The organism is Streptomyces sp. SLBN-118 (assembly GCF_006715635.1).
Lineage (GTDB): Bacteria > Actinomycetota > Actinomycetes > Streptomycetales > Streptomycetaceae > Streptomyces.
In genome coordinates this window covers 279396-300302 of the sequence record NZ_VFNP01000001.1, presented here as the reverse complement: position 1 = coordinate 300302, position 20907 = coordinate 279396, and the positions used below count along the sequence as shown (strand labels likewise).

At 69.8% G+C, this 20907-nt stretch carries 19 protein-coding genes; 6 read left to right on the top strand and 13 right to left on the bottom strand.

The window, feature by feature from the left end; translation table 11 throughout:
* The first annotated feature begins 55 nt into the window (after positions 1 to 55).
* On the top strand, positions 56 to 640 hold the full coding sequence (locus FBY35_RS01515; protein ID WP_142212042.1) for a hypothetical protein: 585 nt from the start codon (positions 56 to 58) through the stop codon (positions 638 to 640).
* A gap of 291 nt (positions 641 to 931) precedes the next feature.
* On the top strand, positions 932 to 1390 hold the full coding sequence (locus FBY35_RS01510; protein WP_142212041.1) for a pyridoxamine 5'-phosphate oxidase family protein: 459 nt from the start codon (positions 932 to 934) through the stop codon (positions 1388 to 1390).
* Positions 1391 to 1414: 24 nt separating this feature from the next.
* On the opposite strand, the gene FBY35_RS01505 is transcribed toward FBY35_RS01510, so the two are convergent.
* The 9 genes from FBY35_RS01505 to FBY35_RS01465 form a co-directional block, all read right to left on the bottom strand.
* Entirely contained in the window at positions 1415 to 3130 is a 1716-nt protein-coding gene (locus tag FBY35_RS01505) for a GAF domain-containing sensor histidine kinase (RefSeq protein ID WP_142212040.1), read from the bottom strand.
* A 174-nt stretch (positions 3131 to 3304) separates the two neighbouring features.
* Complete coding sequence (locus FBY35_RS01500; protein ID WP_142212039.1) at positions 3305 to 3841, bottom strand: MBL fold metallo-hydrolase RNA specificity domain-containing protein; 537 nt, start codon at positions 3839 to 3841, stop codon at positions 3305 to 3307.
* 122 nt (positions 3842 to 3963) lie between these two features.
* Positions 3964 to 4620, bottom strand: coding sequence for a TrkA family potassium uptake protein (locus tag FBY35_RS01495; protein WP_142212038.1), 657 nt, complete (start codon positions 4618 to 4620; stop codon positions 3964 to 3966).
* A complete protein-coding gene (locus FBY35_RS01490; protein ID WP_142212037.1) occupies positions 4617 to 5276 on the bottom strand; it encodes a TrkA family potassium uptake protein in 660 nt (219 codons plus the stop codon). The genes FBY35_RS01495 and FBY35_RS01490 overlap by 4 nt, the downstream gene beginning before the upstream one ends.
* Positions 5273 to 8089 (bottom strand): cation-transporting P-type ATPase, encoded by a 2817-nt coding sequence (locus FBY35_RS01485; RefSeq protein ID WP_142212036.1) that lies wholly within the window; start codon positions 8087 to 8089, stop codon positions 5273 to 5275. Before FBY35_RS01485 ends, FBY35_RS01490 begins: the two co-directional genes overlap by 4 nt.
* A gap of 54 nt (positions 8090 to 8143) precedes the next feature.
* Positions 8144 to 9133, bottom strand: coding sequence for an Acg family FMN-binding oxidoreductase (locus tag FBY35_RS01480; RefSeq protein WP_142212035.1), 990 nt, complete (start codon positions 9131 to 9133; stop codon positions 8144 to 8146).
* A 20-nt stretch (positions 9134 to 9153) separates the two neighbouring features.
* Positions 9154 to 10059 (bottom strand): universal stress protein, encoded by a 906-nt coding sequence (locus FBY35_RS01475; RefSeq protein WP_186356844.1) that lies wholly within the window; start codon positions 10057 to 10059, stop codon positions 9154 to 9156.
* A gap of 322 nt (positions 10060 to 10381) precedes the next feature.
* Positions 10382 to 11710 (bottom strand): nicotinate phosphoribosyltransferase, encoded by a 1329-nt coding sequence (locus tag FBY35_RS01470; protein WP_142212034.1) that lies wholly within the window; start codon positions 11708 to 11710, stop codon positions 10382 to 10384.
* Positions 11703 to 12329 carry a CBS domain-containing protein gene (locus FBY35_RS01465; RefSeq protein ID WP_142212033.1) on the bottom strand — a complete coding sequence of 209 codons (627 nt, stop codon included), beginning with the start codon at positions 12327 to 12329 and terminating at the stop codon, positions 11703 to 11705. Before FBY35_RS01465 ends, FBY35_RS01470 begins: the two co-directional genes overlap by 8 nt.
* A 232-nt stretch (positions 12330 to 12561) precedes the next feature.
* Between FBY35_RS01465 and FBY35_RS01460 the strand changes: the two genes are divergently transcribed.
* From FBY35_RS01460 to FBY35_RS01450, 3 genes are all read left to right on the top strand, one after another.
* A complete protein-coding gene (locus tag FBY35_RS01460) occupies positions 12562 to 13467 on the top strand; it encodes a universal stress protein (protein ID WP_142212032.1) in 906 nt (301 codons plus the stop codon).
* On the top strand, positions 13464 to 14324 hold the full coding sequence (locus FBY35_RS01455) for a universal stress protein (RefSeq protein WP_142212031.1): 861 nt from the start codon (positions 13464 to 13466) through the stop codon (positions 14322 to 14324). The genes FBY35_RS01460 and FBY35_RS01455 overlap by 4 nt, the downstream gene beginning before the upstream one ends.
* Positions 14325 to 14394: 70 nt before the next feature.
* Positions 14395 to 17013 (top strand): cation-transporting P-type ATPase, encoded by a 2619-nt coding sequence (locus tag FBY35_RS01450; RefSeq protein ID WP_142212030.1) that lies wholly within the window; start codon positions 14395 to 14397, stop codon positions 17011 to 17013.
* A 261-nt stretch (positions 17014 to 17274) separates the two neighbouring features.
* Here FBY35_RS01450 and FBY35_RS01445 read toward each other — a convergent pair whose 3' ends face one another.
* The 4 genes from FBY35_RS01445 to FBY35_RS01430 form a co-directional block, all read right to left on the bottom strand.
* Positions 17275 to 17922, bottom strand: coding sequence for a CBS domain-containing protein (locus FBY35_RS01445; RefSeq protein WP_142212029.1), 648 nt, complete (start codon positions 17920 to 17922; stop codon positions 17275 to 17277).
* A gap of 23 nt (positions 17923 to 17945) precedes the next feature.
* Positions 17946 to 18410 (bottom strand): cyclic nucleotide-binding domain-containing protein, encoded by a 465-nt coding sequence (locus tag FBY35_RS01440; protein ID WP_142212028.1) that lies wholly within the window; start codon positions 18408 to 18410, stop codon positions 17946 to 17948.
* A 98-nt stretch (positions 18411 to 18508) separates the two neighbouring features.
* Positions 18509 to 19087, bottom strand: a complete 579-nt coding sequence (locus FBY35_RS01435; RefSeq protein ID WP_142212027.1) for a flavodoxin domain-containing protein — start codon at positions 19085 to 19087, stop codon at positions 18509 to 18511.
* A gap of 15 nt (positions 19088 to 19102) precedes the next feature.
* On the bottom strand, positions 19103 to 19822 hold the full coding sequence (locus FBY35_RS01430) for a CBS domain-containing protein (protein ID WP_142212026.1): 720 nt from the start codon (positions 19820 to 19822) through the stop codon (positions 19103 to 19105).
* 323 nt (positions 19823 to 20145) lie between these two features.
* On the opposite strand from FBY35_RS01430, the gene FBY35_RS01425 reads away from it, so the two are divergent.
* Positions 20146 to 20904 carry an ABC transporter ATP-binding protein gene (locus FBY35_RS01425; RefSeq protein ID WP_260848461.1) on the top strand — a complete coding sequence of 253 codons (759 nt, stop codon included), beginning with the start codon at positions 20146 to 20148 and terminating at the stop codon, positions 20902 to 20904.
* The last annotated feature ends 3 nt before the right edge of the window (positions 20905 to 20907 follow it).

The window sequence follows — 20907 nt, the reverse complement described above, 5'->3', positions numbered from 1 at the left end:
CGGGCACAGGCCCGGAGTGTCACGGTCCCCGCTCACCAGGGGGTGTGGAGTCAAGATGAGGAGCAGCAACGGGCGTACGAGCACGAGGTTCTGGCGATGGCGGCGCAGCCCGCTCAGGCGCCGCAGCGACGTGGTCGAGGCCTGGATCGTGCTGGCCGTATGGGTGCTGGCGTTGGTCGGCGGAGCAGCCGTCACCCTCGCAGCGAGCCTGACCGTCGTGCACATCCAAGAGCGGCATCGGGCGGAACGCTACCCCGTCCAGGCGGTGCTCACCGAGGCCGTGCCGGAGGAGATTCCCACGGCAGACGGTGTGAAGACGCACGTCCGGGCGCCGGTGCGCTGGAGGGACCGATACGGCGTGGTCCGCAGCGCGACGGTGAGTGTCGAGGCGAGCGGCCCTGCCGGATCGAAGGTCGTGTTCTGGACGGACCGCTGGGGTACTCCGACCACGCCGCCGGTCGCCGGCGCGGAGGTGGCGGCCCAGGCGGTTGCCGCCGGAGCACTGGCTTTCGGCGCCTGGGGTGGACTGGTGGCGTCCGCAGGCTGTGCCGCACGCAGGCGACTTGACCGCATCCGAATGGACCAGTGGGCGAAGGAGTGGGACGAGGTCGGTCCGGGGTGGCGGCGCAGGATCACCTGATCCGGACCGGCCTGTCCCTGGCGAGTCCGGTCGGCCCTGGTGTGCGAACCGGGAGCGGCGGAGGCTGGAACCTTGGGTACCAGAGCGTGGGTGCTATTCCGTGAACATTGCTGCTCACAACGACCGGCACGGGCCGTTCGCACCGCTGCCAGGGACTCTCGGCCCATTCCCACGCACCGGCCGACGCCGGAGCGTTGGGAGTGTACAAGCGCAGTTCCGGAACAGGGAGGGATCGGCGAGGCCTTGCGTGCCCTACCTCGATCCGGGCGGACCGCCCTAAGGATGGACGCTATGCACCACCACGACGGCTTCCGTGAGCTCGACCGGGAGGTGTGCCTGCGTCTGCTGGGGCAGGTGCCGATCGGGCGCATCGTCTACACCGACCAGGCCCTGCCTGCCGTCCTGCCGGTGAACTTCTCCCTGGATCACGACTTCTCCGTGCTGCTGCGCACTTCGGCGGCCTCCCGCGTGGCCCGGGCGGTGGACCAGGCCGTGGTGGCGTTCGAGGTGGACCGGTTCGACGAGGCGGCCGGCACCGGGTGGAGTGTCGTGGTCATGGGCCCGGCGATCCTGGTCACCGACCCGGCTGAGCGTGAACGGCTGCTGCGGACCGGACCTCATTCGTGGGTGCCTGTGCCGGACGGAGTGTTCATCCGGATCCGTCCCGAGATAGTGACCGGACGCGTTGTGGACCGCAATGAATTCCGCTCGGACGCGCGCGCGTCGCACGAGCAGCGGTCCGCCCCCTGACCCGATGGAACCTGGGCGTGTGAGTCAGGGGGAGCCCACCGGTACACGCCAGACCAGCGAGGTCCCGCCACCGGAGGGGCAGGTCAACTCCAGCTCACCGCCCAGCTGCTGGGCCCGCTCCGAGATGTTGGCCAGGCCGCTGCGGCGCCCGTCCGGAGGGAGCCCCACTCCGTTGTCGGAGACCGTCAGCACCACTTCCCGTCCGTCCGTCTCCAGGGCCACGTCAGCCCGGGTGGCGTGCGCATGACGGCCGACATTGGTCAGCGCCTCTGAGAGAACCGCCACCAGGTGGTCGGCAATCTCCCGCGGCACGTCGGTGTCCAGCAGCCCCTCCATCCGGAGGCTCGGCGCGAAGCCCAGCACCGGAGCCGCTTCTCCGGCGGTCCGCACCGCGCGTGCCCGCAGGCCCTGCCCGCCGCCCGCCTCGCGTGAGCGCAGCCCGAAGATGGTCGATCGGATGATCTTGATGGTCTCGTCCAGGTCGTCAACCGCGCGCAGCACACGATCCGAAGCCGGGGCGTGTTCGATCAGACGCCCCGCGCTCTGGAGTGTCATGCCGGTGGCGAAGAGCCGTTGGATCGCGAGGTCATGCAGGTCACGGGCGATCCGGTCGCGGTCCTCCAGCAAAGCGATCTGCTCCGCGTCGTTGCGTCGCTCCGCCAGCTCCATCGCCACCGCCGCCTGACCGGCGAAAATCCGCAGAGGGTCGATCTCCTCGTCCGCGAAGACCGTCGAGCCCGCCTCGCGGGCCAGCAGCAGCACTCCTCGCACGCCGTCCGCGGTGCCGACGGGCACAGCCACAGCGGGCCCCAGCCCGGCGAATCGCGGCGGCCCGGCCGAAACGCGCTCGTCGTGGGCGACATCCGTGCTAGTCACCGGCACGCCCGCGGCGAACGCGGCGCCGCTCAGGCTTCCCTCCACCGGCAGCACCAGCCCCCGGTGAGCGTCCGCGTCGCGCCCGATCGCCAGCTCGACCGCCAGGGTGCCGGCGTCGGGCATCGGCAGCGCCACCACAGCCAGTTCCGCGCCGGCGATCTCCTTGGCGTGTTCGGCGATCAGGGTGAGAACTTCGCTGCGCGGGCCGCCCGACATAAGACTGTGCGTGATGTCCGCGTTTGCGCGCAGCCAGCGCTCGCGCTGCTTGGCCTCCTCGTACAGCCGGGCGTTGTCGATGGCCACCCCGGCCGCGACAGCCAAGGTGGACAGGACGGACTCGTCCTCGTCGTCGAACTGGACCCCGCCCCGCTTCTCGGTCAGATAGAGATTGCCGAAGACCTGGTCGCGCACCCGGATCGGGACGCCGAGAAAGGTGTTCATCGGCGGGTGATGCGGCGGGAAACCGTACGACGAAGGGTGCTCGGAGATCTTCGGCAGCCGCAGTGGCACGGGGTTCGTGATCAGCTCGCCGAGGATGCCGTGCCCCGACGGGTACGGGCCGATCGCGGCGATCTCCTCGTCGCTGACCCCGACCGTGAGGAACTGCGAGAGTGACGTCCCGCTCGGCCCGATCACACCCAGCGCGGCGTACTCCGCGTCGACCAGCACGGCCGCCGCCTCAGTGATTCTGTGCAGCACCTGCTCCAGGTCCAGCTCCCGACCGACCGACAGCACGGCCTCCAGCAGGCTGTGCACCCGGTCCCGGGTGCCACGCGCCGCGTCCAGGCGGGCCTGCAGCTCTTCCAGCAGCTCGTCCAGCCTCAGCTGCGGCAGCCGTACGCGGCCGTACTCCGAGCTTCCCACCGCTGCTCCCTCCGGGTGTGCCTCGACGGGCCGACAGCTGACTCTGGCGGTCATGGCTACCGTACCGGGCCTGATGGCGCGGCGGCATGGGGAAAGGTGGCTCGGCGGTCGGGTGTCCGAGATCGGGTGTACTCGTCGGGCAGCGGCAGCGGCAGCGGCAGCGGGCACGCGGAATCAGCGGACCAGAACGGCCTCACCTGAGCGGGGCACGACCGTGGTCCAGCCCAGCTCCTGGTCGAGACGGTCGCGGAGCGCCCCGGCGGCGCCGGGCTCACCGTGGACCATGTATGTCGTGCTGGGCGCGGGAGCGCCACGAAGCCAGTCGATGATCTGTCCCGCGTCGGCGTGCGCCGAGAAGTGCGGCACATTGGCGATCTCGGCCCGCCGCGCGGTATGCGCGCTGGTCAGTACGGGCCCGCGGAAACCCTGCCGGACCAGACGGGGAAGATAACCGCAGTGATCGAGGTGGGCGTGTGTCACGACCACGGCGTGGATGTCGGAGGCATCGCACGGCAGGCGCCGCCAGTTGCGCCGCCGGAGGTCGGCGAGCCCCTGGAACAGGCCGCAGTCGAGCAGGATTCGGGCGTGATCGCTCTCGACGAGGAACTTACTGCCCGTCACGGTGCCGACACCGCCGAGAAAGGACAACAGGGCCGGCTTCGACCTGGCCGTCGGCGCCGCCGCCGGGTTCGAGACTGTCTCTTCTTCCATGGCTGCACACTCCTCGCTTCGCGGTGTCGGCCTCCACTGTCACACTCCGGGCGTCTCGCCCGGATGAGCCGACAGGTCCCGGCGCGGGATCGTTCGGGCCCGCTTCGGCCCCATGGGCGCGCTCACTGGAATGCCGAGTGGATCTCCTGCTCGGTGGCGCTGTGCGAGACGAGAAGCAACTCGTCACCGGGCTGGAGGCGGACGGCCGGTCCGGGCACGGTCGGCCGGCCTTCCCGTATGACGGTGGCGACGACGGTTCCGTCGGGCAGAGGGATGTCCGAGAGGGGTTTGCCGACTGCGCGAGAGTGCGTGGTGATCACGGTTTCGATGATGTCGACGCCCGCCTTGCTGAGGCGCAGCAGGGCCACGGTATCGGTGGCACCGGTTGCCTCCTCGATGAGGGAGATGAGCGGAGTGGCAGCGGGGACGGCGATGTCGACACCCCAGCGCTGGTCGAACAGCCAGGCGTTCTCACTGTCGTTGACGCGGGCCACGACGCGTGGCGCGGCACACTGCCGTTTGGCCAGAAGGCTGATGACGAGATTGTCCTCGTCCTCTCCCGTGGCGGCGATGACGAGGTCGGCCGTGTGGGCGCCGGCCTGGGCCAGACACGCGGGTTCGCAGGCGTCCCCCAGGACGAGGCGTACGGCGAGCTGTCCCTGAAGCGCGTTGATGCGGTCGGCGTCCGCGTCCACCACAGTGACGTCGTTCCCGGCGGCGGCGAGCACCTGCGCGATCTGGGTGCCCAGTCGCCCGGCGCCCGCGATGAGGGCCTTCATGTCCCCAGCTCCTTGTCGAGAAAGCCACGCAGACGGCCGAGCGCGGTGGCGGCGACGGCGAAGGTGACGAGATCTCCGGGCTCGGCTGCCGTGCCGTGGGCGGGCACCAGCGAGCGGCCCGCTCTCGTCACTTCCACGACACGGATCTCACTGTCGACGTCGAACTCGGCGAGCCGGCGCCCGGTGAGGTAGGCCGGGAGCTGCGAACGGACCAGGAGCGTTTCGCCGTTGCCGAAGGCGAGTTCCGGTGTGAGATGGCGGTGCAGCAGCATCTGATGGATCTGGTTCACGGTCCAGCGGACACTGGCGATGGTGGGGATGCCCAGTTCCCGGTACATGTCGGCGCGCCAGGGGTCGTAGATGCGGGCGAGCACGATCGGTACCCGGTACGTGTCCTTCGCGGTCCGCGCGGTGACGATGTTGGTGTTGTCCCCGGAGGTGACGGCGACGAGCGCGTCGGCGTGCTCGATACCCGCTTGCTCCAGGACGGCCCGGCTGAATCCGTTCCCTTCGAGGAACTGGCCGGGGAACCCTGCGGGCAGGCGCCGTCGGCTGCTTTGTTCGCGGTCGACGAGCCGTACGTCATGGCGCTCCTCGCTGAGCCGGACGGCGAGTGCGGATCCCGTCCGGCCGCAGCCCACGATGATGATCCTCATCGCTTTCCTCCCTGCTCGACGGTTCTGGAGCTGTGGCGTCGCCGCAGCGACCACTTGCGGGCCTCATCGGCGGCCAGCGGCAGGACGCCGAGTACGGCGAGGACCGCCCAGTCCGTGACGGCGATGGGGGCCGTGTTGAACACGTTCTGGAGCAGAGGCCAATAGCTGATGCCCGACATCCAGACGAGCCCTATACCCCCGGCGGCAAGCAGCCAGGGATTGCTCAGCAGACCGGCCCGGAAGACGCTTTCGCGTTCTGTGCGCAATGTCAGGGCGATGAAGAACTGGCTGATGACGATCCCGGCCTGCACCAGAGTGATCGCCTCCCGGTAGACGGCGTTGTCCTCGGTGAAGTGGGAGAACGGAATGCCTGAACCGTTGACGTGCCAGAAGAAGACGGCACACCCACACAGGGCCTGGATCCCGCCCAGGAAGAGGATGCGGCCCATCACGGCCGCCGAGAACAGCCTCTCGTGCCGCGAGCGTGGGGGACGGTCCATGACGTCGTCCTCCGGGCGCTCGGCACCGAGGGCGAGTGCGGGCAGGACGTCCGACCCCAGATCGATGGCAAGGATCTGTACCGCGCTGATCGGAACCAGGGGGAACCCGGCGAAGGTCGCGGCGATGATTGGGCCGAGTTCCCCGATGTTGCTGCTGAAGACGTAGACGAGAAACTTCCTGATGTTCTGGTAGACGGAACGGCCCAGCCGCACCGCCGTGGCGATGGAGGCGAACGAGTCGTCGAGCAGCACCATGACGGCGGCTTCCCGAGCCACATCCGTTCCCGACGCGCCCATGGCCACACCGATGTCGGCGTGCTTCAGTGCCGGGGCGTCATTTGCGCCGTCGCCCGTGACTGCGACCACCTCGAGACGCCGCTGGAAGGCGGTGACCACACGCATCTTGTGCTCCGGGCTGACCCGGCACAGCAGCAGATCGCCCTGGCCGGCCAGCAGTCCGTCGAGGGCGTCGTCGTCCAGTTCGTTCAGCCGGGCACCAGTTACGACCGTTGGAGCGGAATGCCGCACGATCCCCACGCGCCGGGCCACGGCCTCAGCGGTCAGCGGATGGTCCCCGGTCACCATGACGACGCGGATACCGGCTCGGTGGCAGGCGGCGACCGCCTCTCGTACCTCGGGCCTCGGCGGGTCCAGCATGCCGACGAGCCCCAGGAAGGTCAGCCCCGACTCGACGGTGTCCCGGTCGGGGTGCGGGCCTGACAGCTCCCGCCGGGCGGCGGCCAGGACCCGCAGTCCCTGTGTGGCCAGCTCGTCATTGACAGTCATCACCTCTGCACGCAGGGCGTCGGTCAACGCGATCACTTCGCCCTGCCGGTCGATGGCCGTGCACCGTTCGAGCAGTTCCTGAGGTGCGCCCTTCACACAGGCGTGGTAACCGTGGTCCCCGGAGTGCACCGTGCTCATCAACTTGCGTACGGAGTCGAAGGGATGCTCGCCGACGCGCGGAGCGGCCGCTTCTTCGGCGGCCCGATCGAGCCCGGCCTTGGCGGCGGCTACGAGCAGCGCACCCTCGGTGGTGTCCCCGAGCACATGCCAGCGGCCGCCGTCGGAGGGCGGCACCAGTCGAGCGTTGCTGCACAGCGCCGCAGCCCGGAGTGCTGCGCGCACCGGTTCGGGATCCGTGACCTCACCGGCCGGCTCGTAACCCACTCCGGACACGGTGTGCATGACGCCTCCGGCCCAGACCTGGACGACGGTCATCTCCGCCTGCGTCAGTGTCCCGGTCTTGTCCGTGCACACCACCGTGGTCGAGCCCAGCGCCTCGACGGCGAGCAGTTGCTTCACCAGCGCATGGCGGCGAGCCATGCGCCGGACGCCGATCGCAAGCGACACGGAGAGCGTGGCGGGCAGCCCTTCGGGGACGAGTGCGACCATCACGCCGAGGGCGAAGACGAATGCCGACACGAGGTCCTGCCCTGCGGGCAGCCGTACGGCGAACAGAAGCGATCCGACAGCCAGTGCCGCACCCGCCACCCGACGCGCCATCGAGGCGACCTGATGCTGCAACGGAGTCTTCTGCCGTGGTGCGGCGGCCGTGAGCTGGAAGATCCGCCCGAACTCGGTCGACCGGCCCGTGGCGAAGACCACAGCCTTTGCGGTTCCCGCCACGACATCGGTGCCCATGAAAAGACAGTTGCGCGCCTCCAGGACCGGGCCCTGCTGATCGGGCTCGTGGCCGCGGCCGACCGCGTCGCTCTCCCCGGTGATCGCGGCGTTGTTGACGGTGATGTCGTGCGCCTCCACCAGGCGGCAGTCGGCGGAGACGGCATCCCCGGCCTCGAGAATCACCACGTCCCCCCGCACCAGCTCCCGCGCGGGCAGTTCCCGGAGCACGGCGTCGCGCAGCACCCGGCAGGTGTGCGGCACCATCGCCTGCAGCGACTCCGCCGTCCGCTCGGCCGAGTATTCCTGGGCGAACCCGATGGACGCGTTCAGGACCACCACTGCGAGGATCGCCACCGCGAGTTGCAGTGTGCCGGGATCCCTTGGCTCCTGGAGTGTGTACGCGAGGGCGGTGATCGCCGAAGCGACGAGCAGGACGACCGCGAAGAGGTCCGTGAACTGGGCTGCCAGTTGCCGCCACATGGCTGGGTGCGCTGCGCGCGGGAGTTCATTGGACCCGAACCGCCGGAGTCTGGTGTCGGCTGCCTCGGTCGTCAGGCCACGGGGCGACGTGTCCAGTGCGGAGTACACGTCGGTGGGCGGCAGCGTCCGTATGGCGAGGCCGTCGGCATCTCCCGAAGTTTCCCCGCCGGAGCCGCCGGGAGTCAGTACATCCGTCGGGGCGGCCACTACTGGGTCCCTGCAGCGAGCCGACCCAAGAGGCCGGCCGGGCACCGGTGCGGGTCACGTGATGTCGAGGACATCGCTCACCGACCGGCGCGGGGTCGCGGGACCTTCGGGGCCGTATCCGAGGCGGATCACCATCTGTACGTGACCCATCGGCGACCCCGGGTCGCGTACGGCCCACCGCAGTTCCGGCCATTCGAGGGCCTGCGACGTCAGGGACGTGACCAGCCCGTCCAACGTGGCCTGGAGCAGAACACGCTCCATCGCCTGACCTGCTCGCAGCCAGTCCTCCGGCCGGTCGCCGGCCGTGCCGAGCAGAGCGAGGCGGGGCTGCTTCTCGAAGGTGGCGGAGCCACGGCCGGGAACGGGATGCCGGCCGGCGAAGTCCCGCATGGGAGCGGTGACATCGTGCTGACGGGGGCCGAAGGCATATGCGGGGATTCCTTCCCGCCGTGAAGCGTCGCCCTTGGCACCCGTGTCCGTCCAGCGTGCCATCTCTTCCCGCACGTCGGGGTGGAGCGCTTCACGGCCCTCGGCGTCGTGCACCAAGTTCAGTACGGACTTCACGTGCCACGCGTCGGGAACGTACAGCCGGGCACCTTCGAGCAGGGCGGCGCTGCGCAGCCCGTCCAGGATGTCGTCCGGGATCTCCTCGTCGGTGAAGGGGTGGCGGCTGGTGTGCCGTCGGCGGACAGCGGGGTGGAGTACGGCGAGATCGTGCTCGGGGCCCGCGGGTTCGGTGAGGTTCACCTCGGCCAGCAGCCACGCGTCGGTGGGGTCGGGGAGCAGTGTGGTGACCGGTTCCCGGCCGGTGTGCACGGCGGCCACTCGCAGGTTGAACAGCGCTGCGGCACAGCCGAGATGGACGGCACGGTGCGTCGGGTCCGACTTGGGCATCGTGCGCTCCGGATCGGCGCGCAGTTGCATCGTTCCGGTGCGGCTCAGGTACTGGAACTTCCAGGGCTGTGCGTTGTGCATGGACGGGGCTGCCGAGGCGTCCTCGACAAGGGTTGTCACGGTGGTCGGGTCGAGCGGTGGTGAGGGCACTTGATCCTCCTGCCGAGGGGTCAGTCGTGGGGGACGACGGCGACAGGTGCGGCGCTGTGGTGCATGACCGCGTGTGCGACGTGGCCGATGTGCGCACCCAGGGGAGCCCGGCGCAGGCGCCGGCCGACGACCACCAGATCCGCGTCGGCCGCCGAGTACACCAACTGCTGCGCTGGCGAACCGATGGGAGCCCGCTCGACAACCTGCACAGACGGGAACTTGTGCCGCCACGGCAGCAGCATGTCGCTGAGGGCATGCTCGACTTGCCGGCCCACTTCCAGCTGGATGCCGGGGTCGAGCATCGGTGCGTAGCTGAACACGAGGGGGAGCGTCCAGCCGTGTACGGCGTGGAGTGTGCAGCCACGGCGTGCGGCCTCGTCGAAGGCGAAGGCCAGGAGCTTGTCGCAGGACTGGTGGATGTCGAGGCCGACGACCACGTCGCGGTACACCGATGGGGTGTCGGTGTGCTCGGCGTCGCCGGATCCGGTCCGGGGCTCCTTGTCGTGGTGTTTGGGGGCTCGCACCAGCACGACCGGCCGCTCGGTGGCACTGACCGTGGCCATTCCGGCCGAGCCGATGAGGAAGCCCATGATGCTGCCAAGCCCCCGTGAGCCGAGCACCAGCATCTCCGCGTCACCCGCCTCGATGGGGAGGGCGGCGGCGGGCCTTCCGGAGAGCCGTCGTGTGGTGATCTCCAGTCCGGGATGGCGCTGCCTCAGCTCGTCGGCGGCATCGGCCAGGACCTTGTCGGCCCACCGCTGCTGCACTTCGGGTCCGACCATGGGAATGGCCGCGGTCGTGGGCCACTCCTCCGCGTGAACGAGGTGCAGGGGCACTTCGCGCAGCAATGCCTCCTCAGCAGCCCAAGCGGCGGCGGCGCGGCTCTCGGGCGACCCGTCCAGGCCGACGGTCACATGGCGAGTCATGGTGCGGACCTCCTCCGGGCCGCGCGTGCAGCCACAGTTCCAGCGTCATGGTCCGGCCGGCGTGACAGGAGGGGCCGAGGGGCCCCCGATGGGACCGACCGGCCCTGGTGCCTCGCCGGACCTGCCCTGATCACGGTGGGCAGGCTGTATCAGCGCCACCCATGTCCAGCAGGAACGGCGGGTACTGTCATCAGACCCGCGTACGCGACGAGCCGCAGCACCCACCGGTTGCTCGGCGGGCAGTCTGGCGACGTCCTTGAACGGCGTGGCAGGCGTGGCCGAATCACATCGCCCACCATCACGCTTGCGACATCGCTGAGTTTTATGTCCGTATCTCCTCCTCGATACGGCGACGTACCGCGGCCGACATGGCGGCCAGTCGCCCGGATGTGACCGGGCGGAGTGGTTCGGGGCTGTGGATACGCCGTGCCGATGCCGGGAGAGCGGCGATGTCGGCGTCGAACCGCGCGCGAGCGTCCGACAGGCTGTCCGGCCTCCCCGTCCTGCGGCCCCCGCGCATGACCGTGCGGAGCAGAGGTTCTGCGCCGGGCGATGGGTCCTCGTTCCACAACCCGAGTACGTCGGCGCGGCCGGACCGGCGGAAGACCTGTTTCGGCGCAGGGGCGGTGACCTTCGCGGAGGAGAGCTTCATGACCGGCCGCCCCTCGTACTCCACCAGTTTGTACGCCGCGTCGAGGTAGGGCGCGTCCGCGGCCACGCCGACGCGGGTACCCACCGCATACACGTCGATCGGGGCGCCGGCCCGCACGAGCTCGTCCACTGCGTACTCGTCCAGGCCACCGCTGGCGATGATGCGGACATCTGTGAGCCCGGCGGCGTCGAGAATGTCCCGCGCCCTGAACGCGAGAGCCCCGAGGTCACCGCTGTCGAGGCGAATGGCGCAGCCGGAACCGCGCCCGAGCTCCTTGAGCACCCGCGCCGCGATCGCGACTCCGCCATCGGTGTCATACGTGTCGACGAGGAAGGTCACCGGTCCTGGATGGGCACGTGCGAACCCCCGGAACGCCTCCTCCTCGCCCGGGAAGGCTTCGATGTACGAATGAGCCATGGTGCCCGAAGCGGGTATGCCGAGGCTCGTGGCCGCGGCGACATTGCTGGTGCCCGCGAAGCCGACCAGTGCGCCCAGCCGGGCGGCCTGGAATCCCGCCTGCGGTCCGTGCGTGCGACGCAATGAGAAGTCCACCAGGGGCCGCCCCGCGGCGGCTATGACACAGCGGGCCGCCTTGGAGGCGACGGCCGTCTGATGGCACAGCTGAGTGAGCAGGTACGTCTCGACGAGCTGGGCCTGGGGCAGCGGCGCGGTCACTTCCAGCAGCGGCTCTCCGGCGAACACGAGCCGCCCCTCGGGGACGGCACGCACCTCGCCGTCGAATCCCAGGCCGAGCAGCGGCTCCAGGTCCGCGGCCGGCCGGTGCAGGGCCTCGGCGAATTCCCGCACGTCATGCGGACCGACCCGGAAACGGGACAGGTAGTCGAGCGACGGCTCCAGGCCGGCGGCCACCAGGAACCCGCGGTCTGGCGGCAATTCCCGCACGAACAGACTGAAAGTGGCCGGAGCACGCATCCCCTCCCGCAGGTAGGACATGGCCATCGTCACTTCGTACAGATCGGTCGTGGTGACCTCAGACATGGCGGTCGCCGCCCTCCGCTGCCGCCGAGTCGTCCACGTCGTAGGCGAGCCGGTCGACCACATCCACCACTCCGTCGACGCTCTCGCACAGCCGCAGGGTGATCGGGATCAGGCTCTTGCGCGCCACAGTGCCGCTGAGCGTGACTCTGCCGTCGGTGACCTCGACCGTCAGCGAAGAGGGCGGCAGTCCGAGGGTGTGGGTGACGACGTCCTCAAGGATTTCCTCCTGGATCGCCCGGTCCCGCCGCAGGAACAGCTGCAGGAGGTCGCTGCGGCTGATCACGCCGACCAGACGGCCAGACTCGTCGACGACGGGCAGCCGTTTGATCCTCTTCTTCTCCATGACCCTGGCTGCGCGGACCACGCTCCACCCCGGCTGCGCGACGATTGCCGGACTGGACATCAGTTCCTCGGCCACGCTGGAGGTGTCTCTCGCTGTCTTTTTGCGCAGCAGGTCGGCCTCGGAGACGACTCCGACGGGCCGCTCGTGGACGTCGATCACCGGTACGGCGGTGATGCCGTATTCGTCGAGGAGGCGGGCGATCTCTTTGAATGGGGTGCCCCGCTGCACGCTCACGGCCGTGGGGGACATCAGGTCCGCGACACTGCGGTGCCTCATGGCTCGCCAGTCCTTTCCATCACGTGCTGGATCAGGCCGTCCTGAATGACAGCGTGGAACGAATCCCGCCCGCGTGCCCAGGGCCGAGAGGTCCCTGGAGCGGACCGAATGGATCAGCTTCGGCCGGAGAGGGACCTTCGGCCCTGGCGGGGGCCCCTGCGGCCCTCACCATCCTGAACTCGTGGTGACACCGTCAGGAGTGATCCCCGATGGCATTCGGCGAGGAGGAGCCATGCGCATCAGCACGACAGGCGGCGCGGAACTCGGGACGGTCGTCGTGGGCGTGGACGGTTCGGCGAATGCGGCGACGGCTGCGGACTGGGCCGCGGCCGAGGCCGACCGGCGCGGCAGGCCGCTGCGCCTCGTTTACGCCGCCGACACCTACCGGAGAGCCATGTACGCCTCGGTCGAGACGGTCGAGCGCGTGCGCCAGCGCGGGCGCGACGTGCTCAAGGACACGGCGGACCGGCTGGCGGAGCAGTACCCCGAACTGCAGATCAACAGGGAACTGAGCCCACGGGAGCCAACCGTCAGCCTGCTCGACGCTGCAGGCAGCGGCGGCACGATCGTCATGGGGAACCGCGGCTACGGAGGCTTCGCCGCGTTGCTGCTCGGCTCCGTCGGGCTCCGAGTGGCGGCGGGTGCGACGGTCCCCGTCGTGGTGGTCAGGGGTGCAGCACAAGGGGCGGGGACCGGTGTGGTGGTGGCCGCAGTCCGAGACGAGGACGACCTCGGCTGCGTCCGGCACGCGGCGCGCGCGGCGGAACTGCGCAAGGCGTCGCTGCGTCTGCTGGGCGTCTGGCAAGTGCTGCGGTACGTGGGCATGGTGGCCACCATGCTGGACGACGTCGACGAGATCGCCCAGCGGCACCTGCACGGTGTTTCCGCGGTGGCCGACCGGATCCGGGACGAATTCCCCGAGCTCACCGTGACCGCGGACGTGGAAGAGGGCACCTCCGTCGCCGGGACGCTCGTGGAGGCATCGCGTCAGGCCGACCTGCTCGTCATGGGCGGTCGGCGGCCGCCCGATGCCTTCGGCCCCACACTGGGACGGGTGACGCATGCGGTTCTCCATCACGCCGAATGCCCCGTGGAGCTCATTCCGCGCGAGAGCAAGCGACACCGGGAGGAACAGTGACAGCCCTCGCAGAGCGGCGCGAGATGATCGTCGGCATCGACCCGCAGCACCAGTCCCGCCCCGCACTTGCCTGGGCCGCCGACGAGGCCCACCGCCGACAGCTTGCCCTTCGGCTTCTGCTGGCCGTGCCGCCGTCGCATGACACACGCCACGCCGATGCCGGCTCGCACCACATCGAGTTGCGGCGTCGAGGAGCCGAGGCGCTTACCTCCGCTGCCGCATGGACACAGGAGCGGCACGGGAAGCTTGAGCTGACCACGGACCTGCTCGACGGGATTCCCGCGCCGGCGCTCTGCCGCCACTCGGAGCAGGCCCGGATGGTGGTCCTCGGCTCGCGTCGGCTCGGCCGGGTGGAGGAGTTCCTCAGCGCCAGCTCGGTGGTGGTGCCTGTCAGTGCGCAGGCGAAGTGTCCGGTCGTCGTCGTGGGAGAGCCGGAGCACGTGTCGCAGCAGCCGCCCTACCTGGTGGTCGGCGTCGACGGCAGCCGGACCTCCGGCGCCGCCGTCGCCCAGGCCCTCGAAGAAGCAAGCCTGCGGGGGGCCGGCGTGCGTGCCCTCTGGGTGTGGCAGCGCCCGGTGGTCTCCTTCACAGACGAGGCGGAGGCGGTGCAGGAGCGCCGACGGCTGCTCTCGGAAACAACGGCGGGCTGGTCGGAGAAGTACCCGGATGTGGCCCTGACACACGAGGTGGTCCGCGGGCATCCGGTCGAGGAGCTTGCGCGGGCCTCCGAGCACGCACTGGCAGTCGTGGTGGGCCGCCGGGGCCGGGGCGGATACAGCGGCATGATGCTGGGATCGGTCGTCCACGGCGTGCTGCACCGGGCGCTGTGCCCGGTGATCACGGTTCCCACGCCGTGAACGGCGCCTCGCGACGCCATGACCTCATCCGCTTCACGCGGGCCCTGTCGCAGTCGATCGGAGCACTCACGTGACCTCGCGCCCCCTCCACACGCCTCCGGTTACCGACGAGCGGAGCCGAGGGCTCACGGAGGAGGATGCGGCACGCCGCCTCGCCGACTACGGCCGCAACGAGGTGACCGCCCGGAGAACCGTGCGCCTGCATACGCGCGTGGTGGCGCAGCTCAGAGACCCGCTGATCATGGTCCTCCTGGGGGCCGTGGCACTGACCGTCGCGATCGGGGACCACGCCGACTCCGTCGTCATCGCCCTCGTGATCGTAGTGAACACCACGGTGGGGGTGATCCAGGAGGTCAGGGCCGACAACGCCGTTGCCGCACTCTCCGCCATGTCAGCCCCGAACGCACGTGTCCTGCGCGGCGGTTCGGAGCGGGAGGTGCCCGCGGCCGAAGTTGTCCCGGGCGATGTGCTGGCGCTCGGCGAAGGGGATATCGTTCCCGCCGACGCGCTCCTCACGCAAGCATCGGCGCTGCTCCTTGATGAGTCCATGCTGACCGGTGAATCCGTACCCGTGGACAAGGACCTGCGCTCCGGACGGCCGGGGGCTGCGACGCTGAGTGCGGGCACCGTCGTAGTCCGGGGGAGGGGCATCGCGACGGTGACAGCCACCGGGGCCGCCAGCGCACTGGGCCGCATTGCCGCACTGCTGGAAGGGCGACTCGAGGCGACACCTTTGCAGCGGCGCCTGGCCGCACTGGGACGGGTTCTCGCTCTGGCCACCCTGGCACTGTGCCTGCTGGTGTTCGCCCTGGGGCTGGTCCGTGGCCTGGCGCCGGGCACCATGGCGGTAACCGCGATCAGCCTCGCCGTCGCCGCCGTACCCGAGTCGCTCCCGGCCGTCGTCACGCTGGCACTGGCCCTGGGCGCGCGGCGCATGGCCGCACGCCACGCCGTCGTACGACGCCTCCCCGCCGTGGAGACGCTCGGATCGGTGACCGTACTCGCGACGGACAAGACAGGCACTCTCACCGAAGGCCGCATGGTCGTCGAGCGCGTATGGACAGCTGAAGGAGCCGTCGACTTCACAGGCACCGGGTACGAGCCGTTCGGTGACGTTCGCGTCGACGGCCGGGCAGCGGAGCCCGCCGAACTCGGCCCCGTACAAAAGCTGTTGACCACCGCAACGCTGTGCAACGACGCCGCGCTGCGCCCCCCGGACGAGTCCGACGACACCGGGCGCCGCTGGACTGCCCTCGGTGACCCCACCGAAGCCGCGCTCCTGACGGCCGCGGCCAAAGCACGCTGCGAGAAACCGAGCACGCTCCAGCAGACCTACCCGAGGACCGACGAAGCGCCGTTCGACAGCCTCCGCAAGCGGATGAGCACACTCCACCGAACGCCGTCCGGGTCATTGACGGTGTGTCTGAAGGGCGCTCCGGAAGCCGTCCTCGACCCCGCTGTGCTCGACGAGCCCGCGCAACTCCTCGATCGGGCCCGGGACGAGGCAGCGCTGCTCGCCGCGCAGGGGTACCGGGTGCTGGCCGTGGCCTGCGGCGAGCGGACCGAGGCTCCGGCGCGGGCAGCGGATGCCGAGTCGGGGCTGCGGCTGCTCGGTCTGGCGGCGATCAACGATCCTCCGAAGCCGGCGGCGACAGCCACGCTGGCCGCGTGCCGGGCCGCGGGCATCACGCCCGTCCTCATCACCGGTGATCATCCCGCCACCGCACGGGCCATCGCGACGCGCGTCGGCCTGCTGTCCCCCCACAGCGAGCCGGGCGAGGTCGTCACAGGTCAGTCCCTGGCGGCAGGAGCCGTCGACGACCTCACGGCGGTAAGTGTGTTCGCCCGCACGGACCCGCAGCAGAAGCTGGACATCGTCGAAGCCTGGCGCGACCGCGGGGATGTGACGGCGATGACCGGTGACGGCGTCAACGACGGACCCGCACTACGACAGGCGGACATCGGCGTCGCCATGGGGCGGCGAGGCACCGAGGTGGCGAGACAGTCGGCCGATCTGGTGCTCACCGACGACGAGTTGTCCACCGTGGTCGCGGCGGTCGAGGAGGGGCGCCGCGTCTACGACAACATCCGACGCTTCCTCGTCTACGGACTCGCCGGGGGCACCGCGGAGATCCTGGTGATGCTGTTGGGCCCGCTGCTCGGATTGTCACTGCCGCTGCGTGCGGGCCAGATCCTGTGGATCAATCTCCTCACCCATGGCCTGACCGGGGTGGCGATGGGGGCGGAGCCAGTGTCCCCTCGCGCCATGCACCGGCCCCCGCGCCCGCCGCAACAGCACGTGCTGGGGCACGGCCTGTGGCAACGGGTGCTCTTCCTCGCAGCCATGGTCACCATGGCAAGCCTCGCTGCAGGCCTCTCGGCTCATGCCGTGGATGCAGCCTGGCAGAGTGTGCTGTTCCTGTCCCTGCTGGCCGCCCAGCTCGGGGTCGTCATGGGGCTGCGGGACCGCCTTTTCACGCGGGAAAACCTCTTCCTGCCGGCGGCGGTGCTCGCCTCGGCCGGTCTCGCGGTGGCGGCACTGTACGTACCGTTCCTGCGTTCTGTACTTGAGACCGACCCGCTCGGCGGGACGGAGGTCGCTGCGGCCGCCGCCGTGGGCCTGGCCGGATTCGCCGCAGCCCGCCTCAGCAGGCAGGCGTGGCTGCGTCGATTGGTCGTCAAGCAGTAGCCGTCAAGCGGTAAGGGAGGGGTTGGGCCGAGCGGCACCGAAGGTGGGGCTGTTCGGCCCTGGCAGCAGCCCGCCCCCCGTGTTTCCATGGAATTGACGGAAAGGGCCCCTGACGAGGACGTGGAGAAGCGGCTCGTGGCCGTGCACCACGCAATCAGGATCCGCGAGAACCGGATGGGCCCTTTTCGCCTTGACGTGCCCGGGCCTTGACGGGCCGGGGCTGTCGTTCGCCTTGACGCGCCCGGGCTGTCGTGCTGATGCCTAGGGCGGTGGGGGTGCCTCGTCGTTGAGGCTCAGGCGGATGTCCACGACGCCTTCGACCGCGCGGGCGGCCCGGCCAAGCAGGGTGACCAGCGCCCGGTCCCGGAGGCTGCCGTGGAGGGTGACCACGCCGTCGGTGACGGAGACTTCCACTCGTGCCGGGGGTGGAAGGTGCTCGATGACGGTACGACGGATCTCGTCGGCGATGGCCTCGTCCGGCCTGAGGAACACCTTCAGCAGGTCGCTGCGGCTGACGACACCTTCCAGCAGGCCGACATCGTCGACCACGGGCAGGCGCTTGACCCGACGGCGCGCCATGATCCGTGCGGCCTCGGCGACCGTGGCGCTCGGGTGAACGGTGACGGCCGGGCTCGACATCAGCTCCTCCGCCGAGACCGCCCTCGCCTTCGCCATGTCTGACAGCGGCCGGTCTGCCTGTGCAGGGTCGTCGAGGTGGTATTCCTCCTTGGGGAGCAGATCGGCCTCCGAGACCACGCCGATCACACGGCCCTCGCCCTCCAGCACCGGCAAGGCACTGACCTTCCACTGCTCCATCAGCTCCACGATCTCCTTATAGGTCGCACGGCGCCCCACCGCGACTGCGGTGTGCGTCATGACATCGCTCACTGTGTGCGGGGAATCGGGCATGGCGGGCCTCTCGGACGTCGGGGTCACAGAGTCATGCCGCTGCCGTGCGGCGCGTACAGATCGAGCAGGCGGATACGGGCGGCATGCAGCCGGTGGGCGAGCACCCTGCCGACCCAGTTTCCGATCGCTGAGCCGAAGGCAGGGTCGGCATCCATCATCATCCGCACCGTTGACGCGTCGAACTCCTGGGCGCGTACGGGCGTCATGGCCTCGGCGCCGAGCTGCCACACATACGGAGGGAACAGCCAGGACCAGCCCACGAGTTCACCGAAGCCCAGGTTCTCGATCACCGCCGGGCGCCGTCCCGGAACCTTGATGTCGAGAGTGACAGTGCCGGACTGGATGATCCAGAACCGGTCGGCGCGGCCGCCTTCTTCGAAGATGCGGGTTCCCTCAGGGAATCTGACGTCGCGGGTTGTGCCCAGCAGCCGGGCACGGTGCTCGGGGGACAGAACGGCTGTCATGCGGATGGGGGAGGGGGTGCTCATTGCTGGGCCTCCGTTTCGAGCGCTCGGATTCCTCTGTGATGACCGGTGAGCCGTCCGGGCCGCACTCGCCGGTTCTCCTGCGGGGCCGCTGTCTGTGCTCAGCGTCTGTCACCCGATCGGCGCCGGGGAAGGGGCCGGGCGGCCCTGTCTACGGCCCCAACAGGGCCAGTTCTGCCCCGCCTCGGTATCGCGGTCAGGTAGGCGGCGATGCATTCGGCCCACAGGGCGATCCGTTTGAAGTCGCGGCAGTCGTCGCCGTCCTCCTCAAGGACCACCCGGGCGATGCGCCCTCGCGCTCCGTCTGCCGGCCGTCCGCCGAACGTGATGTGCTCCAGCGCTCCCAGTCGACGCTCGACCTGGTGGACCCCGCGCACGGCAGGGACGTCCCCTTCCAGTGCCGACGGGCCGAGGGGGCCACTGCTGAACAGCCACAGCGGCCGCCCAGCCAGAGCACGGCGATGGCGCCGGGCGAAGCGCCGTGCATCCCGGTGCCAGCGTCCCCTGCGCAGCGCGCCTCCGAGTACGACGGCCTCGTACGAGCGGATGTCACGCACCTCGGCCGCAGGCCGGGCGTCGGCCTTCACTCCTTCGTCGCGCAGGATGGAGGCGATGAACTGGGCGATCTCCGCCGTCGAGCCCTTCTTGCTGCCGTAGGCGACGAGCACGGTGCGAGTCATCGTGATCACTTCTCTTTACAGTGTGCGCCTCCGGCCGCTGTCGCCGTAGAACTCGTCCTCGGACAGCCCATTGCGCGCGTCGGTGACGCTGAAGGTCAGCTCGTCGACGACCGCGATCACACCGTCGATCTGGCGGGTCATCCGCAGCGCGACGGGTACGTCCCCGCGCCGTGGCAGCTGTCCTGTCAGGGTCACGACGCCGTCATGCACGTCAACACGGACAGTCTCGGGCGGGAGCCAGAGCGCGTGCACCAGAACCTCGTCGATCACCTCACGGCGGATTTCGGCGTCGGGCCGCAGGAAGATCCGAAGCAGGTCGCGTCGCGTGACGATGCCGACGAGACGGTCCTCCTCGTCCACGACCGGAAGTCGTTCGATGCGGTGTTCGGCCATGATGCGGGCGGCATGGGCGATGGACTGGTGGGCGTGGACGGTGACGGCCGGGTGGGTCATCAGCTGCCCGGCGTTGCGAGCCTGTGCCTTGGACTCCCGGACGCGTGCCCTGGAGGTGAGTGAGGACCAGTTGAAGCGGCCAGGAGTGTCTTCCTTTCCGGACCGGTGGACCATGAGATCGGTCGCGGAGATCACTCCGATGACCTTCTCGTCGTCGTCGACAACGGGAAGGCCGCTGATCCGGTGCTGCGACAGCAGCCGGGCGATCTCCTCGAAGGGGGTGTCGTAGGCGGCCTTGACGACTTCACTCGTCATCGTGGATTCGACGTTGTCGTGCTTCATCGCCCAGTCCTCCTTCAGCGGAGAGGGCGCCGGCGAGTTACCTGCGCGGGACGACGCGTCCAGAGTCCGGCGAACGGACGACGGATCACAGGGCTGCAAGGGGCAAGAAGGGGGGCCGGACGGCCCCTCCTCGCCATTGGCCCTGGTCACGGCCTGGACACGCGTACTGCCGTGACCTTGTACTCCGGGCACGATGTCGCTGTGTCCGAGCGGTCGGACATGTCGAGGGCCGGACCTCGTGTGGCACCGGCGTGCCCTCCGCTGCGCAATGGGGCCTTTCGGCCCGGGGCTCGGGCCCATGTGGCACATACGTGATCACGCGCATGTCGGCTTCGCTGGGATACATGGACGACCACCGGCCACTTCTCATCGCCTCCGGAGTGCAGAAGATCTACCGGACGGGCTCCGTGGCGGTGACCGCCCTGCTTGACCTGGACCTCGTCGTGAACCCCGGCGAGCTGGTCGGCGTCATGGGCCCGTCAGGGTCCGGGAAGACCACCCTGCTGAACTGCCTGTCCGGCCTGGACGACATTGACGGCGGGCGGGTGGAGGTCGACGGCCACGACCTGTTCGCCATGTCGGACGCCGCGCGCACCGAGCACCGGGCCCGCACGATGGGGTTTGTCTTCCAGGCGTTCAACCTGATTCCGGTCTTCTCCGCGGTGGAGAACGTCGAACTCCCGCTCCTGCTCGTCGGGACCCGGCCACGGGAGGCCCGGCGCCGGGCGCTGGCCATGCTTGACCGGGTCGGCCTCGGCCGCCGGGTCCATCACCGGCCGAGCGAGATGTCGGGCGGAGAACAGCAGCGGGTGACCATCGCACGCGCACTGGCCGGCCGCCCGGCCATCGTGTGGGCGGACGAACCCACCGGCAATCTCGACAGCGCGATGGCCATCCAGGTCATGGACCTGCTGTGCGAGCTGAACCAGGACGAAGGGCAGACGATCGTCCTGGTCACCCACGACAGCGCCATCGGGGACCGCGTCCCCCGGCTGATCCGCATGCGTGACGGACGACTTGTCGACGACATCCGTCAGCACGTCCCCCCTCCCGGCACGATGCCCAAGATCCCCACCGGCTGACCC